Source organism: Plantibacter flavus, assembly GCF_051487245.1.
GTDB lineage: Bacteria > Actinomycetota > Actinomycetes > Actinomycetales > Microbacteriaceae > Plantibacter > Plantibacter flavus_B.
The window spans coordinates 600,637-616,377 of the sequence record NZ_JAHVDH010000003.1 but is presented as its reverse complement, the minus strand read 5'-3'; the positions used below and the strand labels follow the sequence as shown (position 1 = coordinate 616,377).

Sequence of the window (15,741 nt, the reverse complement as noted above, 5' to 3'; positions counted from 1 at the left end):
CCGGTTCAGGGAGCGGCGGTCGCCTGGCGCGTCATCGGCACGTGCAGGATGTCGTCCTCGACGTACGACGGGCCGCTCACCTCGAAACCGAACCGGCCGTACCACCCCGCGAGCCGTTCCTGCGCCTCCATCCGCAGCTCGTGGTGGCCGTGCTCGTCCACCGCACGTCGGATGAGTTCGGCGGCCAGTCCCCGGCCGCGCGCCCCGAACGCGGTGGCGACACGCCCGATCACGAGATGGTCGTCCTCGGTCAGGATGCGGATGGTCGCGAGCACCTCATCACCCTCCTGCGCCCAGGCGAGGAGGGTGTCGCTGTCGATGTCGCGGCCGTCGAGGTCGGCGAACAGGGCCGTCTGCTCGACGACGAACACGTCGACACGGATCCTCAACAGCCGGTACAGCACCACCGGGTCCATGTCCGCGGCGTGGGCGACGTGGTATTCGACCGTGGTCTGCGGGGCGCTCATCCTCCGACTGTAGCGAGGAGTGAGGGCAGGCTCAGAGTCAATCGTGACCTGCCCCTTTTGCCCAATCGACGGAACTGGGTGAGGATAGGGGTATGACTCACCCGGCCTCTGCCGAGGCATCGCACCACCCATCCGACTCAGACACCCCGACTGGACCCTCAGGCTTCACCCTGTGGGCCGTCCTGCGCCGAGAGCCGGCCACTGCGTTGCCGCTCGGCGATGAGCATGTCTCCGAACTCGAAGCGTCGATCGCGCTCATCGAGGCGCAAGACGTGACCCTGCGCGGCATCTACGACGTGTCCGGCCTCCGTGCCGACGCCGATCTGATGCTGTGGCTGCACGGCGACACCGCGGAAGGCCTTCAGGCCGCGCTCCGCGAGTTGCGCCGTACGGCGATCATCGGGTCGCTCGCGCCGACGTGGAACGCGATGGGCGTGCACCGCGACGCGGAGTTCAACCGTCAGCACGTGCCCGGCTTCCTCCGCGGCATCGAGCCGAAGGGGTGGCTCTGCCTGTACCCGTTCGTGCGCAGCTACGAGTGGTACCTGCTCCCCGAGGCGGAGCGTCGCAAGATGCTCGCCGAGCACGGCCGACAGGGTGCGGCGTTCACCGGGGTGCTGGCCAACACGGTCGCGTCGTTCGCACTCGGCGACTACGAGTGGCTCCTGCCGCTCGAAGCCGACGATGTCGTCGAACTCGTCGACCTGATGCGCGATCTTCGCAACACGGAGGCCCGCCGCCACGTCCGTGAAGAGGTGCCGTTCTTCACGGGGCGTCGGATCACGCCCGCCGAGGCGCTCGAGGTGGTGCGCTGATGGCCGCCGCGAACCTCGGAAGCACCGGCCTCGACCGTCCGGAACGAATCGTCCTCGGCGCGACGGATGCTGCTGCAGCCGGCCCTGAGCACGTCACCGAACCCGTCGCCTACGACGCCATCCTGCTCGCCGGTTTCGGTGGTCCGGAGGGTCAGGACGACGTCATCCCCTTCCTGCGCAACGTCACACGCGGCCGTGGCATCCCCGAGGAACGCCTCGAGGAGGTGGCGCACCACTACCGCCACTTCGGCGGCGTGAGCCCCATCAACGACCAGAACCGTGCGCTCAAAGCGGCGCTCGAGCTCGAACTCGCCTCGCGAGGTATCGACCTTCCGGTCCTCTGGGGCAACCGCAACTGGGACCCCTACCTGCGCGACGCCCTCACCGAGGCGAACGAGCGCGGATACACGAAGCTCATCGCCATCGCGACGAGTGCGTACTCCTCGTACTCCAGCTGTCGCCAGTATCGCGAGGACTTCGCGATCGCGATCGACGAGACAGGCCTCGACGGCGTCATCCAGATCGACAAGGTGCGTCAGTTCTTCGACCACCCCGGCTTCGTGAACCCGTTCATCGACGGTGTCCGCGACGCGATCGCCGACTACCTGCGCGAGCAGCCGGACCTCGACGCGTCGACCGACATCGAGGTGCTCTTCGCGACCCACTCGATCCCCACGGGCGATGCGGCGAAGTCGGGCCCCGACTTCCGGAACTTCGGCGACCACGGCGCGTACGAGGCCCAGCACCTCGCGGTGGCCGAAGTCGTCATGGCGAACGCCATCGACCAGCTGCGCGAGCAGGGCGTCCTCGGCGGTGCCATCGGTTCCGGCATCACCGTGCCCTGGCAGCTCGTGTACCAGTCCCGCTCCGGCCCGCCGAGCATGCCGTGGCTCGAGCCCGACATCAACGACGCGATCGCCGAGCTCCCTGCCGCCGGTCGCAAGGCCGTCGTCATCGTGCCGCTCGGCTTCGTGAGCGACCACATGGAGGTCATGTGGGACCTCGACAACGAGGCCATCGAGACGGCCGGTGAGCACGGCCTCGCCGCCGTGCGCGTCGCGACCCCCGGAACATCGGCCGCGTACGTCAAGGGCCTCGTCGACCTCGTCCTGGAGCGCCGCGACGGCGTGCCGGTGGAGGAACGGCCGGCGATGACCGAGCTCGGTCCCTGGTACGACGTCTGTCGCCCCGGGTGCTGCGAGAACGCTCGTCTCGGCTTCAAACCCGCCTATTCGGGGATCGCTCCATGACCCTGCGCATCGGCACCCGCGGCAGCGCACTCGCGTTGGCGCAGACCGGCCACATGGCCGACGCGCTCTCCGCCGCCACCGGCGAGGAGATCGAGATCGTCACGGTCACGACGCACGGCGACACGAGCCGTGAATCGCTCTCGACCATCGGGGGAACGGGCGTGTTCGTCAACGCGCTCCGCGACGCGCTGCGCGACGGCGCGTGCGACCTCGTGGTGCACTCCCTGAAGGACCTCCCGACGGCCCCGGCCGAGGGCTTCACCATCGCCGCGATCCCGATGCGCGAAGACCCTCGCGACGCCCTGTGCGCATCCGGCGGCCGTTCACTCGAGGAGCTGCCGCAGGGCGCCCGCATCGGCACCGGTTCGCCGCGCCGCATCGCCCAGCTGAAGCGGGTCCGCCCCGACCTCGACGTCATCGACATCCGTGGCAACATCGACACGCGCCTCCGCCGGATCGATGAAGACCTCGACGCCGTCGTCCTCGCGGCGGCCGGCCTCACACGACTCGGGCGGCTCGACGCCGTCACCGGTCTCTTCGACCTCGACACCTGGCCCACCGCGCCCGGCCAGGGTGCACTCGCAGTCGAGTGCCTCGACGACGAGGAGTCCTCGATCGCCGGCTCCATCGCCCTCCTCGACCACGCGCCGAGCCGTTGGCAGGCCACCGCGGAGCGCGCAGTGCTGCGCCGCCTCGAAGCCGGTTGCTCAGCCCCCGTCGGTGCCGCCGCCTGGCTCGACGACGAGGTCCTCGTCCTGCAGGCAGCTGTCTACGCGCTCGACGGCACGAAGATCATCCACCTGGAGAGCCACACCGAGGGTTTCTCCGGCGACGGACACCGACGCGAGCTGCTGCAGGCGGCCGACGCCCTCGGCGTCGCGCTCGCCGACGAGCTCATCGAGGCCGGCGCCGCCGATCTCGCCCCGCTGGGAGGCGCTGCGTGAACGACTGGACCACACCCGTCACCGTGCCGACCGCGACGAAACCCCTGGGCGGGTGGCGCGTGCTCGTGCCGCGCGGTGGTCCCTGGGGCGACTCCGTGGCCGGGACCGTGCGCGGCAAGGGCGGCTCGCCCGTCGTCGCACCCATGATCAACTTCGCGAGCACGGACGACCCCGACACCCTGGCAACGGCGCTCGCGGCACTCGAGGCCGGGGAGTTCGACTGGCTCACCGTCACGAGTGCGACGACGGTCGACGTCCTGTCCTCCCAGCGCATCCGCATCCCCGACACGACGAAGGTCGCGGCCGTCGGTGAGACCACAGCTGCGGCACTCACCGCTGTCGGCTACAACGTCGACCTCGTCCCGGCGAAGGACAACTCCGCGAAGGGCATGGTGCAGGAGCTCACGGCCCTCGAGCCCCACCCGAAGCGCATCCTCACACTCCGATCCGCCATCGCCAAGCCGCTGCTCACGGAGGGCCTCATCGCCGCCGGTCACGACGTGCAGTCGGTCGTCGCGTACCGCACCGTGGGGGTGCCGGTCGCGGAGAAGATCGTCGGAGACGTCGCAAGCGGCAAGGTCCGCGCAATCCTCATCACGTCGGGCAGCGTGGCGGAGCAGGTGCGCACGCAGTTCCCGGAGATCCCCGAGACCACGGTCATCGCGGCGATCGGTCCCCGGACGGCTCGCGACGCCCGCGGCTTCGGTCTGCGGGTCGACATCGTCGCCGAGCAGCAGACCGTCGACTCGCTCATCGAGGCCATCGTGAAGGTCGCCCTCCCGCGCTGAGTCGCCTCAAAACGCACGAAAATGCGCCGAATCCGTGCGTTTCCGGGCAAGTCAGTAAGTGGCGTGAGGCCCGCGTAGGCTGGTGTGGTGAGCATTCCCGAGACCCGCCCCCGTCGTCTCCGGCAGCAGCCGGCCATCCGTCGTCTCGTCAGCGAGACGCGACTCGACCCGGCAGAGCTGGTGCTCCCCATGTTCGTCCGTGAGGGCATCTCCGAACCGGTCGAGATCAGCTCGATGCCGGGCGTCGTCCAGCACACGCTCGACAGTGCGCGCCGCGCGGCTGCCGAGGCTGCGGCGGCCGGCGTCGGCGGTGTCATGCTGTTCGGCGTCCCGGAGGAGCGCGACGCGACGGGCTCCGGCGCGACCGACCCCGACGGCATCCTCAACGTCGCGACGCGCGAACTCGTCGCGGAGGTCGGCGACGCGCTCGTCGTCCAGACCGACCTGTGCCTCGACGAGTTCACCGACCACGGCCACTGCGGTGTGCTCGACAGCCGCGGCCGCGTCGACAACGACCGCACCCTCGAGCGGTATCGCGACATGGCCGTCGCGCAGGCCGAGGCCGGCTCCGCGCTGCTCGGCCTCTCGGGCATGATGGACGGCCAGGTCGCCGCCGTCCGCGAGACCCTCGATGTCGCCGGCTTCGAGGACACGATCGTCCTCGCCTACTCCGCCAAGTTCGCCTCCGCCCTCTACGGCCCCTTCCGAGAGGCCGTCGACTCGCAGCTCCAGGGCGATCGTCGCACCTACCAGCTCGACCCGGCCAACCGCCGCGAGGGTCTGCGCGAAGCGTTGATCGACGAGGCCGAGGGCGCCGACATCGTGATGGTGAAGCCTGCCGGAAGCTTCCTCGACGTGCTGGCAGATGTCGCCGCCACGGTCTCCATCCCCGTCTGGGCCTACCAGGTGTCCGGCGAGTACGCGATGATCGAGGCTGCCGCCCAGCAGGGCTGGATCGATCGCCGCCGCGCCGTCGAGGAGTCGGTGCTGTCGATCAAGCGTGCCGGCGCGGAGGTCGTGTTGAGCTACTGGGCCGTCGAACTCGCGGGCTGGCTGGATGAGGCACGCGGTCTGCGTGCGGGAGGAACCCGATGAACGACGCAGCTTTCGCGAGAGCCCAGCGCTCCATTCCCGGCGGCGTGAACTCGCCGGTCCGAGCCTTCCGTTCGGTGGGCGGCACTCCCCGTTTCATGGTGTCGGCGAAGGGCGCCTACATCACCGACTCCGAGGGCGCCTCGTACGTCGACCTGGTGAGCGCGTGGGGCCCTGCGCTCCTCGGGCACGCGCACCCGCAGGTCGTCGAAGCCGTGCAGGCGGCCGCGGCCCGGGGGCTGTCGTTCGGTGCATCGACCCCGGCCGAGACCGAGCTCGCCGAGCTCGTCAAGGAGCGTGTGCAGGCCTCGGGCGTCGCGCCGATCGAGAAACTGCGGCTCGTGTCCACCGGCACCGAGGCGACGATGACCGCCATTCGTCTCGCCCGTGGCGCGACCGGTCGCAGCATCGTGGTCAAGTTCGCCGGTCACTACCACGGCCACTCCGACGGCCTGCTCGCCGAGGCTGGCTCCGGTGTCGCGACGCTCGCGCTGCCCGGTTCGGCCGGCGTCACACCAGAGACCGCGGCGCAGACGATCGTCGTCCCGTACAACGACCGTGCGGCGCTGGACGAGGTGTTCGCCGAGCGCGGCACCGAGATCGCCGCGATCATCATGGAAGCGGCCTCCGCGAACATGGGTGTCGTGCCGCCGGCACCGGGTTTCAACGCCGCGGTGATCAGGCTCGCCCACCGGCACGGTGCGCTCGTCATCATGGACGAGGTGCTCACCGGATTCCGCGTGTCCTCCGCCGGCTGGTGGGGGCTCGAGAACCGAGGGCTCGCAGCCGTCGCGCCCGGGACGGAGCCGGTGCCGGGAGCCGAGGCGTGGGAGGCGGGGAACCACGCGGTCGCGAACTCGACCGGTGCGATCAGCATCCCCGTGGGTGTGTACCAGCCTGACATCTTCACCTTCGGCAAGGTCATCGGCGGTGGCATGCCGCTCGCCGCCCTCGGTGGTCGCGCCGAGCTCATGGACCTGCTCGCGCCACTCGGCCCCGTCTACCAGGCGGGCACGCTGTCGGGGAACCCGGTGGCGCTCGCGGCCGGCATCGAGACCCTTCGGCTGGCCGACCAGGACGTCTACCGTGCGGTCGACGCCGCTGCCGCGACCGTCTCGCAGGCGACGTCGGACGCGCTCACCGAGGCGGGCGTCGCCCACACGGTCCAGCGCGCCGGCAACCTGTTCTCCTTCGCCTTCAGCGAGACGGCGCCCACCGACTACGCGGCCGTGCTCAGCCAGGACGCCTTCCGGTACCCCGCGTTCTTCCACCGCATGCTCGACGCCGGGGTGTCCCTGCCGCCGAGCGTCTACGAGGCCTGGTTCGTCTCGGCTGCGCATGACGACGAGGCGATCGGACGCATCCTCGACGCCCTGCCCGGTGCGGCGCGGGCCGCTGCGGCTGCGGTCCGGTAGGGCGATGCCTGGCGTCCACCTCGGGCTCGTGCTGTCGCACAACTGATGCGTTACCGCTTTGTGAACTTGCGGCTGCACGAACGTCGGTGGGGCTTGGCAGACTAGAGGCATGGCCTCCTTGCGTCTACACCCCGACCGACTGGAGATCGAGCTGTCCGCGTACGACAAGGCTCTGGCGCTGCGCAAGAGCAATGTCGTCGTGCCGCGGTCGAGCATTCGCTCCGCCACCATCACCGACGATCCATGGATCTGGGTCCGCGGTATTCGGGCGCCCGGCGCGGCGATCCCGTTGACGCTCGCCATCGGCCAGTGGAAGTTCCACGGCGGCAAGGATTTCCTCGTCATCAAGGGCACGAAGCCCTCCGTCGTCATCGATCTCGAAGACGCCGAGTACTCGCGCGTCATCGTCACGACGCGCCACGGTGCCGAGCTGATCGCGGCCCTGAACCTCCCCTGACGCACGCCTCGAGGGTGGGTCCGCCCGGGTGTCAGCTCAGGGATACCCCTGCTGGTCGGCGCGGAACTGTATTCATTTGCCCCGAACAGGGTACAAAAACGACGGTTGGCCGGTATCCTGGGGGCCGCTCGAACCGTAGCGCTCGCCTGTTCGAAAGGACCCGCAGACATGTCGACTCCTCCTCCCGGTGATCTTCCCGGCCAGCCTCCGCAGCCGCCGCAGGCCCCGCAACCGCCGCAGCAGTCGTACGGTGCGGCTCCGTCCTACTCGGGCGGACCGACCCCTTCGGGTGACCCGACCGTCGGGAAGACGCTCGGTATCGTCGGCCTGATCCTCGCGTTCGTCGCGACGCCGATCGGCCTCATCCTCAGCATCGTCGCCCTCGTGCAGTCGAAGGGCGCTGGCGTCAAGAACACCCCGGCGAAGGTCGGCCTCATCCTGTCGATCATCTTCATCGTGCTCGGGATCATCATCACGATCGTCGCCATCTCGATCGGCGCGGCAGCGTTCTCCGAGGCGTGCGCTGAGCTCGGCAGTGGCACGCACACGAGCGGCGCCACCACCATCACCTGCCCGTAACCCGACTCCGCCAGGCTGACGATTGGGGAGTTCTCCCCATCCCATCTCAGTCGGATAACCCACTACTGTTGGGTCGCGCCCTCGGCGCACCTACCATCCCGAGAGGAACCATCATGACCAACGCACCGCAGTACCAGCCGGGCCAGCAGCCCGCCGCCGTTCCCGCCGACTACCCGGGCAAGACGCTCGGCCTCGTCGGCCTCATCCTCGCGATCGTCGTCCCGCTCGTGGGCCTGATCCTGAGCATCGTCGCGCAGAACCAGTCGAAGGCCGCCGGCTACCCGAACCAGCTCGCGAAGATCGGTGTCATCATCGGCGCGATCCTCGTCGTGCTCGGCATCATCGGCGGCATCCTGTACTTCGCCGCGTTCGCATCGCTGATGTCGGCGTCGACGGGCTACTAGTCACCCGCGCTTCGGCGCAGCATCACTCACGACGGCGGTCGGGCTCCGGCTCGGCCGCCGTCGCTGCGTCCCCTCGTCCTCTCGACCCCACCTCTACCTCCACCCCGCCCCCACCTGCACCCCGCCCCCACCTCCCGTCAGCCTCTCCCTAACTCAGGAACGCTCCGGCGTGTCGGGTCGTGTGGTGCTCTGACGCGGGCGACACGCCGCGGGCGTCCTGAGTTGGGGACGGATGGTCGGCGGGCACCTGTCTGGTTCGGGCGGTCAGGCGCGGACGTCGACGACGATGCGGCCATGGACGCCGCCCGCGAGGACGCGCTCGGCCGCTGACACCGCGTCGGCGAGGGGAACGGTCGCGGTGAGGGAGTCGAGCAGGTCGAGGTCGAGTGCAGACGTGACGCGATCCCACGCCGCCTGCCGGAGTGCGAGGGGAGCCTCGACCGAGTTCACGCCGGCGAGCGTCACCCCACGCAGGATGAACGGCATGACCGTGGCCGGGAGGTCCGGTCCACCCGCCAGCCCGCAGGCGGCGACCGTGCCGCCGTACTCCACCTGCGAGAGCACGGTCGCGAGGGTCTGGCCGCCGACCGAGTCGATCGCGCCGGACCAGCGCTGCGTGGCGAGCGGACGCCCAGCCTCCGACAGCTCAGCCCGGTCGACGATCGAGGTGGCGCCGAGCCGACGGAGTTCCGAGCCGAGCTCGTCGACCCGCCCTGTCGATGCCGCGACGTCGAAGCCGGCCGCGGCGAGGAGGGCGATCGCGACGCTGCCGACACCACCGCCGGCCCCCGTGACGAGCACGGGGAGGCCACCCGGTTGCACGGCACCGGACGCCAGGCTGCCGTGCTCGAGCGCCAGCACGCACAGCGCCGCCGTGTAGCCGGCGGTCCCGATCGCAGCAGCCCGCTCACTGGAGACGTGGTCGGGGACGCGGACGAGGGCGTCGGGCCGCACCCGCGCACGCTCGGCGAGACCTCCGAAGCGCGTCTCGCTCAGCCCGTCGCCGAACAGGGCGACCCGGTCGCCGGGCGTCCAGTCCGGGTCGCTCGACGCCGCGACGACGCCGACGAGGTCGATGCCCGCGACCATCGGGAAGGAGCGCACGACCCCGGCCTTGCCGGTGAGGACGAGGGCGTCCTTGTAGTTGACGCTGGAGAACTCGACATCCACGGTGACCGACTCGTCCGGGAGTGATGCGTCCGGCACGTCCCGCAGTTCCACGGTTCTCGTGGGCTTCGCGTCCTCCTGCTCGACCTGCTCGATGACGTACGCGCGGCCCATGGTGCTCCCGTCCCCGGCGCGGACACCGGTGTTTGGCTGTCCGTCGAGCCTACGCCCGTGTCCTCGCCCCACGACGAGCTCGGGGACCGGTGTGGAGGAAGCCGCCGGCCCGAGAGTCTGTCGACGGGTGGGCGATCAGGTGACGTCGCGACGCCAGGTGGTCGCCGCTCCGATGCCGGCGAACACCACCGCGAAGCCGAGGAGCACGAGACCGCCCTGCCACCACTCCAAGGCGCCCTGTTGCGCCGACATCAGCGAGTAGAAGCTCGGCCCGACGAGTGCATCGGTGGCGGCCCCGGGCAGGAACCGGCCGATGTCCGCGGTGATCGACGAGAACCCGGCCGCGAGGCGGAGCAGCGGCTCGACGAACTGGGTGAAGGCGAGGACCACGATGATCGCTCCGACCTGGCTCGGCAGTACCGCACCGAGCCCGACGCCGATCGCGCCCCACAGCGCCATCGCGAGCACGGCCCGCCCGATGAGCGCCCAGGTGTCGCTGTCGCCGAGCAGTGGGTCGATGCCGCCGATCGCGAGCGCCGCGCCACCGAGCCCGACCGAGGCCACGAGCGCGATCACCCCGTACAACGCGCCGACACCGGTGAGCGCGACGAGCTTGCCGATGAGCACTTGGCCGCGGTTCGGGTTGGCGAGGAAGGTGGGCGTCAGGCTCTGGTGCCGGAACTCGCCGGTCGTCGCGAGCGCTCCGAGGAGCACGGGGAACACGTAGCCGATACTCGTCGCGAAGCCGTAGATGAGGTGCGGTTGGGTGAGGACCCCGGCTTCGGCTGGGGAGTTCGCTGCGCCGGGGATGTTCGTGAACAGCAGTGCTGCGCCGGCCGCGACGAACGCGACGTAGACGAAGAGGATGATCCCGATGCCCCACCACACGCGGGTGGTGAACACTTTGAGGAACTCGGAACGGATCGCCGCGAGTTGGGAGCTCATGCGTGGTCCTCCGTGCCGCCGACGAGTGCGAGGAACGAGTCCTCGAGTCCGGATCGATGCCGGGACAGCGCGCTCAGTGGGACGCCTGCCGCGAGAGCGACCCGACCGATCTCGATCGATTCGACGTCGTGCACGATGAGACCCGACCTCGCCTCCTCGAAGGTGTAGCCGGCTGCGGTGAGCGCTGCGGCGAGGCGATCGTGCTCAGGGGAGTTCACGACCACGCGTAGGGTGTCTGCGGTGTCGAGGCTCCCGAGCGTCCCGACGTGCGCGAGTCGTCCCTTGGCGATGATGACGACCTCGTCGACCGACTGCTGCACCTCGCTCAGGAGGTGGGAGCTGATGAGCACCGTGCGCCCTTCCGCGGCCAGCGCGGTGAGGAAACCGCGAATCCACTTGATGCCCTCGGGGTCGAGGCCGTTGATCGGTTCATCGAGCACCAGCACACCGGGATCGCCGAGGAGCGCCGTCGCGAGCCCCAGGCGCTGACGCATGCCGAGCGAATAGCCACCGACCCGCCGGTCGGCTGCCTCCAGGAGCCCGACCTGGGCGAGGACCAGGTCGACCCGGGTCGACGGGAGGCGCGCCGCGGAGGCATGGACGCGCAGATGGTTGCGGGCGGTGCGGCCCGGAACGAAGCTCGCCGCCTCGAGCGCCGCGCCGACCGTCGCTGCCGGAACCGGGAGCTTCGCGTAGGGGACACCGCCGAAGGTCGCGCTGCCGGACGTGGGCTTCACGAGGCCGAGCAGCATCCGCAGCGTGGTCGTCTTGCCGGCGCCGTTCGGGCCGAGGAAGCCGGTGACCTTGCCCGGTTCCACGTGGAACGTCAGGTCGTCGACGGCTTGCACCGCCCCGAAGCTCTTCGTGAGTGCATTGAACTCGATCGTCACGCCAGCAGTCATCCGGTACCTCCCCTGGGGCGTGGCCGGATCCGCGCCCTCGTCGGTCCACCGTATCGGTGTGGTTCTGTCGCCGCATCGGCCGCTCGGGGGAGATCGCCGGCGATCGACCTGTCCCCAACTCAGGACCGGCTCGGCGTGTCGTGTCCGGATGGAAGCGGCGCGCCGTGTGCGTCCTGAGTTGGGGACGGGCCGCGCCGGGGAGTGGGACCTGAGGCGCCTACAGGCCGAGGGAGGCGAGGGACTCGCGCACCGCCGCGGCCGAATCGGCGAACTGCTGCTCCTCGCGGGGCGACATGACGACATCGAGCACGCTGCGCACGCCGGTGCGGTCGACGATGCTCGGCACCGACAGGGCGACGCCGCTCACGCCGTGGTACCCGTCGAGGACGGTGCTCACGGGGAGGATCGCGTGCTCGTCTCCCAGGATCGCCTCGACGATGCGCGCACCGGACAGGCCGATCGCGTAGTTCGTGGCGCCTTTGCCCTCGATGACCCGGTAGGCGGCGGTCTTCACGTCGTGCGCGATCTCGTCGAGCTGCGCCTCGGTGAACCGCGAGCCGTCGGGCAGCTCCCAGTCGAGGATCGGCACCGGACCGATGGTCGCCTGAGACCAGAGCGGGAGTTCGCTGTCGCCGTGCTCGCCGACGATGAGGGCGTGCACCGCCGAGGTCGCGACGCCGGCGCGCTCTGCGAGCAACCAGCGCAGCCGTGAGGTGTCCAGCACGGTACCCGAGGAGAACACGCGCTCACTCGGCAGCCCGGTGATGCGCTGCGCGGCGACCGTCAGGACGTCGCAGGGGTTCGTGACGAGCATGTACACGGCGTCCGGTGCCTGCTCGACGAGCTTCGGCAGCAGGTTCTCGAGGATACGGATGTTGGTGCCCGCGAGGTCGAGGCGGGTCTGCCCCGGTTCCTGCTTCGCGCCGGCCGTGATGACGACGACGTCCGAATCGGCGACGACCGAGATGTCGTCACCGCCCGTGATACTGCTCGATCCGGTGAACTGCGTGCCGTGTGCGAGGTCGAGGACCTCGGCCGCTGCTCGCTTGCCGTCGATGTCGTACAGGGCGACACGACGGGCGCTCCCGCGGATCAGGGACGCGTAGGCGAGGGACGAACCCACGCTTCCTGCACCGATGATGGCCAGTTTCGACTTCGTGCGAGCGCCCATGCCTCCATCTTGGCAGCGGACGTGTGTGCGAGGTCTCGGAATCTCGGGAAGGGCCCAGCTTGTCTCGATGTCGAGAGAGTTCGCGGGTGCCCCGCCCGTGATGCGCGGCACCGTCTGCGCGTTCGAGGGTCACTCGCCTGCCCGGGTGTGCCGTGGAGCTTCGCGGAGGATGAAGTGCGCGGTCACGTCGCGCTCAGGCCGTGGCTGCCGCGGTGCCGGCGTCGGCGTGCACGGCGCAGTACGGACCGCCGGTCGGGCCGGACGAGTGCTCCTCGCACACGACGAGCTGCGTCTTGCAGGACGGGTCTGCGCAGTTCTGCAGGAGCTTCGTCGATGCATCGCAGACCACGCAGTGCCCGATCACCGCGGCGTGGTCGCTGAAATCGAGCGACCCGCGCTTGTCGAACACATACAAGGACCCCTCCCACAGACCGTCGTCGCCGAACTGCTCGCCGTAGCGCACGATGCCGCCGTCCAGTTGGTAGACCTCGCCGAACCCGCGCGAGCGCATCAGACCCGAGAGGACCTCGCACCGGATGCCACCCGTGCAATAGGTGACGACGGGCTTGTCCTTGAGGTGGTCGTACTTGCCACTGTCGAGCTCCGTGACGAAGTCGCGGGTGGTCGCGACGTCGGGGACGACCGCCCCGGCGAATCGCCCGATCTCCGCCTCGAAGGCGTTCCGGCCGTCGAAGAACACGACCTCGTCGCCTCGTTCCGCCACGAGTTCGTGCAGCTGCTCTGGCTGCAGATGGACACCGCCGCCCGAGACGCCGTGCCCGTCCACGACCAACTCGCCGGGTGCGCCGAAGGACACGATCTCCTCGCGGACCTTCACACTGAGCCGCGGGAAGTCCGCACTGCGTCGCCAGGGAGCCGGTCGATGCTTCGCCGTGTGCACCTGGTCGTCCTCGTCGAAACCTGACCCGTCGCTCCACTTCACATCGAGCCCACGGAACGCCGGATGCTCCTTCGTCTTCCTGACGTAGAGCTTGCAGGCGTCGAGCTCGCCACCGACAGTGCCGTTGATGCCGTCCTTCGAGATCAGGATGCGCCCGCGGAGGCCGAGCGACTCGCAGAGGTCGCGCTGCCACAGCCGGATCGCCTCCGGATCGGCGAGCGGCGCGAACGCGTAGTACAGGAGGATCTTCGAGTCGGCCACCGCTCAATGGTACGCGGGAGGTCCGCGCGCACGGCTGCTTCCCGTTCGCGATGCGCATCCGCTCCCTGGCCCGCGCCACGTGGCCCGCTCCCTGCGCCTGTCGAAGGGCGCGGTCTCAGGATGCGGGGTTCAGGGCGTCGGCCGCCGAGTGTCGCATCCGGAGGGGGTCCCGGTGCTGTGCAGTCGTCCTCGCGTCGACATCGAGCTCGATCACCGCGCCCGGGTATGCGAGGAAGCCGTCGAATCCGAAGCCGACACGGATGCAGGTCATCGTCGCTGTGGTGGCGAGGGGCGTCGAGGCGGTCAGGGGGACCTCATGCCAGTCGCCGTCAGCGATGAGATCCGTCCGCCGCACGAACGCCCCGCTCCCGACACCGAGGAAGAGGGCCGGGTTGCGGCAGCCGTCGGAGCTGCTGATCCGGTAGTGGTTGATGCGAACCGTCAGGGTCGATCCGGTCCGCCGCCATCGGACGAACGCGTACCCGCGGAGTGCGGCTGGCCCGGCGACACTCACGATCGACGAGCCGTCGCGTGCGGAACCAACCCGGCCTTGGTCGTCTTCCGCCTGGCGGGAGATCGCTGACGAGCCGCCCAATCTGGCGAGGGAGCCGCTCAGGCGCTCGCGAAGGCGCGAGCGGGCGTGGCCCGGCGCCCGAGTGGATCCGTTGGGCGGTGGTCGATGGAACACGACAGGTCCTTTCACAACAAACAATGCGTCCGAATAATGAATATCAGCAGCCTAGACAGACTCCTGGTGCCGCGGAAGGGCTGAGGGGCGATTTGTCGGAGGGCTACAACCCCCTGCCGCCCGAGGGGCGCTGCGCATACCGTGGGTGCAGACCTCGAAGGGGATGGCTATGCGAACTGCGGTGATCGTCGATGCGATCCGGACCCCGTCCGGGCGGGGCAAACCGGGCGGCGCATTGAGCGACGTCCACCCGGTCGACCTCCTGGCCCAGACCATCCGCTCCCTCGTCGAACGCACGGGCATCGACCCCGGCATCGTCGACGACGTCTACGCCGGCTGCGTCACCCAGGCCGGACAACAGGCGCAGAACATCGCACGGAACGCGGCGCTCGCCGCAGGACTACCGGAGCACGTGCCGGGCACGACGATCGACCGTCAGTGCGGTTCGAGTCAGCAGGCGACGACGTTCGCCGCGAGCACGGTCGTCGCCGGTGTCGCGGATGTCGTGATCGCCTGCGGCGTCGAGTCGATGAGTCGCGCTCCGATGGGTTCGAACCTCGGCGGACAGGATCCGTTCGGTTCCGGGCTGCGCGCGCGGTACCCCGAGGGTCTCGTCGGGCAGGGCGTCTCAGCGGAACTCATCGCCGCACGGTGGAACCTCAGCCGCGACGAACTCGACGCCTTCGCCGCGCGATCCCACGAACGAGCAGCAGCCACCTGGGCGTCGGGCGGCTTCGACCGCGAGGTCGTCGCGGTGGCACTGCCCGACGGCACGCTGGTGACCTCCGATGAGACCGTCCGGGCCGGAACATCCGTGGAGGGGTTGTCCGGGCTGCCCGCGGTGTTCCAGAATGATGCACTCGCCGCCCGATATCCCGAGATCGCGTGGCGGATCACCCCCGGAAACGCGTCGCCCCTCACCGACGGGGCGTCGGCCGCGCTCATCATGAGCGAGGAGCGCGCGCTCACCCTCGGGCTCACACCGCGCGCCCGGTTCGTCTCCTTCGCCGCGGTCGGCAGCGATCCGATCGAGATGCTCACCGGTATCCTCCCCGCCACGCGCCGTATCCTCGAGCGCAGCGGCCTCGGCATCGACGACATCGACGCGTTCGAGGTCAACGAGGCCTTCGCATCCGTGCCCCTCGCCTGGCAACGCGAGTTCGGCGTCGATGACGCCCGCCTCAACCCGCGTGGGGGAGCGATCGCGTTGGGACATCCGCTCGGCGCCTCCGGGACGAAGCTGCTGGCGACGCTGCTCGGTCAGCTCGAGGCGACCGGCGGCCGCTACGGCCTCCAGACCATGTGCGAGGGCGGCGGCATGGCGAACGCGACGATCATCGAGCGCCTGTGATGCGCGCCGGGATCCTGCCGCCGCGGCTTG

General features: G+C 69.8%; 17 protein-coding genes. 10 read left to right on the top strand and 7 right to left on the bottom strand.

The features are described from left to right. Positions 1-5: 5 nt before the first annotated feature. The gene (locus KXS11_RS10050; RefSeq protein WP_437385431.1) at positions 6-467 is read right to left on the bottom strand and encodes a GNAT family N-acetyltransferase; all 462 of its coding nucleotides are present in this window, start codon (positions 465-467) and stop codon (positions 6-8) included. 92 nt (positions 468-559) lie between these two features. On the opposite strand from KXS11_RS10050, the gene hemQ reads away from it, so the two are divergent. The 9 genes from hemQ (at position 560) to KXS11_RS10005 (ending at position 8,211) form a co-directional block, all read left to right on the top strand. Beyond that, entirely contained in the window at positions 560-1,282 is a 723-nt protein-coding gene (gene hemQ / locus KXS11_RS10045) for a hydrogen peroxide-dependent heme synthase (protein WP_437385430.1), read from the top strand. Continuing rightward, a complete protein-coding gene (locus tag KXS11_RS10040) occupies positions 1,282-2,532 on the top strand; it encodes a ferrochelatase (protein WP_437385429.1) in 1,251 nt (416 codons plus the stop codon). Before hemQ ends, KXS11_RS10040 begins: the two co-directional genes overlap by 1 nt. Then, the gene (gene hemC, locus KXS11_RS10035; RefSeq protein ID WP_437385428.1) at positions 2,529-3,476 is read left to right on the top strand and encodes a hydroxymethylbilane synthase; all 948 of its coding nucleotides are present in this window, start codon (positions 2,529-2,531) and stop codon (positions 3,474-3,476) included. The genes KXS11_RS10040 and hemC overlap by 4 nt, the downstream gene beginning before the upstream one ends. Continuing rightward, positions 3,473-4,264: a uroporphyrinogen-III synthase gene (locus KXS11_RS10030; RefSeq protein WP_437385427.1), complete on the top strand. Its 792-nt coding sequence runs from the start codon at positions 3,473-3,475 to the stop codon at positions 4,262-4,264. The genes hemC and KXS11_RS10030 overlap by 4 nt, the downstream gene beginning before the upstream one ends. Positions 4,265-4,351: 87 nt before the next feature. After that, entirely contained in the window at positions 4,352-5,359 is a 1,008-nt protein-coding gene (hemB, locus tag KXS11_RS10025; protein WP_437385426.1) for a porphobilinogen synthase, read from the top strand. Continuing rightward, entirely contained in the window at positions 5,356-6,771 is a 1,416-nt protein-coding gene (gene hemL, locus KXS11_RS10020) for a glutamate-1-semialdehyde 2,1-aminomutase (protein ID WP_437385425.1), read from the top strand. The genes hemB and hemL overlap by 4 nt, the downstream gene beginning before the upstream one ends. 109 nt (positions 6,772-6,880) lie before the next feature. Then, entirely contained in the window at positions 6,881-7,228 is a 348-nt protein-coding gene (locus KXS11_RS10015; RefSeq protein ID WP_437385424.1) for a hypothetical protein, read from the top strand. 168 nt (positions 7,229-7,396) lie between these two features. After that, entirely contained in the window at positions 7,397-7,807 is a 411-nt protein-coding gene (locus tag KXS11_RS10010; RefSeq protein WP_437385423.1) for a DUF4190 domain-containing protein, read from the top strand. 113 nt (positions 7,808-7,920) lie between these two features. After that, positions 7,921-8,211, top strand: a complete 291-nt coding sequence (locus KXS11_RS10005) for a hypothetical protein (protein WP_437385422.1) — start codon at positions 7,921-7,923, stop codon at positions 8,209-8,211. A gap of 264 nt (positions 8,212-8,475) precedes the next feature. Here KXS11_RS10005 and KXS11_RS10000 read toward each other — a convergent pair whose 3' ends face one another. The 6 genes from KXS11_RS10000 to KXS11_RS09975 all read right to left on the bottom strand — a co-directional run bounded on the left by KXS11_RS10000 (position 8,476) and on the right by KXS11_RS09975 (position 14,186). Next, positions 8,476-9,492, bottom strand: a complete 1,017-nt coding sequence (locus tag KXS11_RS10000) for an acrylyl-CoA reductase family protein (protein WP_437385421.1) — start codon at positions 9,490-9,492, stop codon at positions 8,476-8,478. Positions 9,493-9,627: 135 nt separating this feature from the next. Next, positions 9,628-10,437 (bottom strand): ABC transporter permease, encoded by an 810-nt coding sequence (locus tag KXS11_RS09995; RefSeq protein ID WP_437385420.1) that lies wholly within the window; start codon positions 10,435-10,437, stop codon positions 9,628-9,630. Continuing rightward, positions 10,434-11,339: an ABC transporter ATP-binding protein gene (locus KXS11_RS09990; protein ID WP_437385419.1), complete on the bottom strand. Its 906-nt coding sequence runs from the start codon at positions 11,337-11,339 to the stop codon at positions 10,434-10,436. Before KXS11_RS09990 ends, KXS11_RS09995 begins: the two co-directional genes overlap by 4 nt. 217 nt (positions 11,340-11,556) lie before the next feature. Then, positions 11,557-12,510, bottom strand: a complete 954-nt coding sequence (locus tag KXS11_RS09985; RefSeq protein WP_437385418.1) for an L-lactate dehydrogenase — start codon at positions 12,508-12,510, stop codon at positions 11,557-11,559. A gap of 193 nt (positions 12,511-12,703) precedes the next feature. Further along, complete coding sequence (locus KXS11_RS09980; RefSeq protein ID WP_437385417.1) at positions 12,704-13,672, bottom strand: tRNA uridine(34) hydroxylase; 969 nt, start codon at positions 13,670-13,672, stop codon at positions 12,704-12,706. A 115-nt stretch (positions 13,673-13,787) separates the two neighbouring features. Next, a complete protein-coding gene (locus KXS11_RS09975) occupies positions 13,788-14,186 on the bottom strand; it encodes a hypothetical protein (RefSeq protein WP_437385416.1) in 399 nt (132 codons plus the stop codon). 343 nt (positions 14,187-14,529) lie between these two features. On the opposite strand from KXS11_RS09975, the gene KXS11_RS09970 reads away from it, so the two are divergent. Then, a complete protein-coding gene (locus KXS11_RS09970; protein WP_437385415.1) occupies positions 14,530-15,711 on the top strand; it encodes a thiolase family protein in 1,182 nt (393 codons plus the stop codon). Positions 15,712-15,741: the final 30 nt, after the last annotated feature.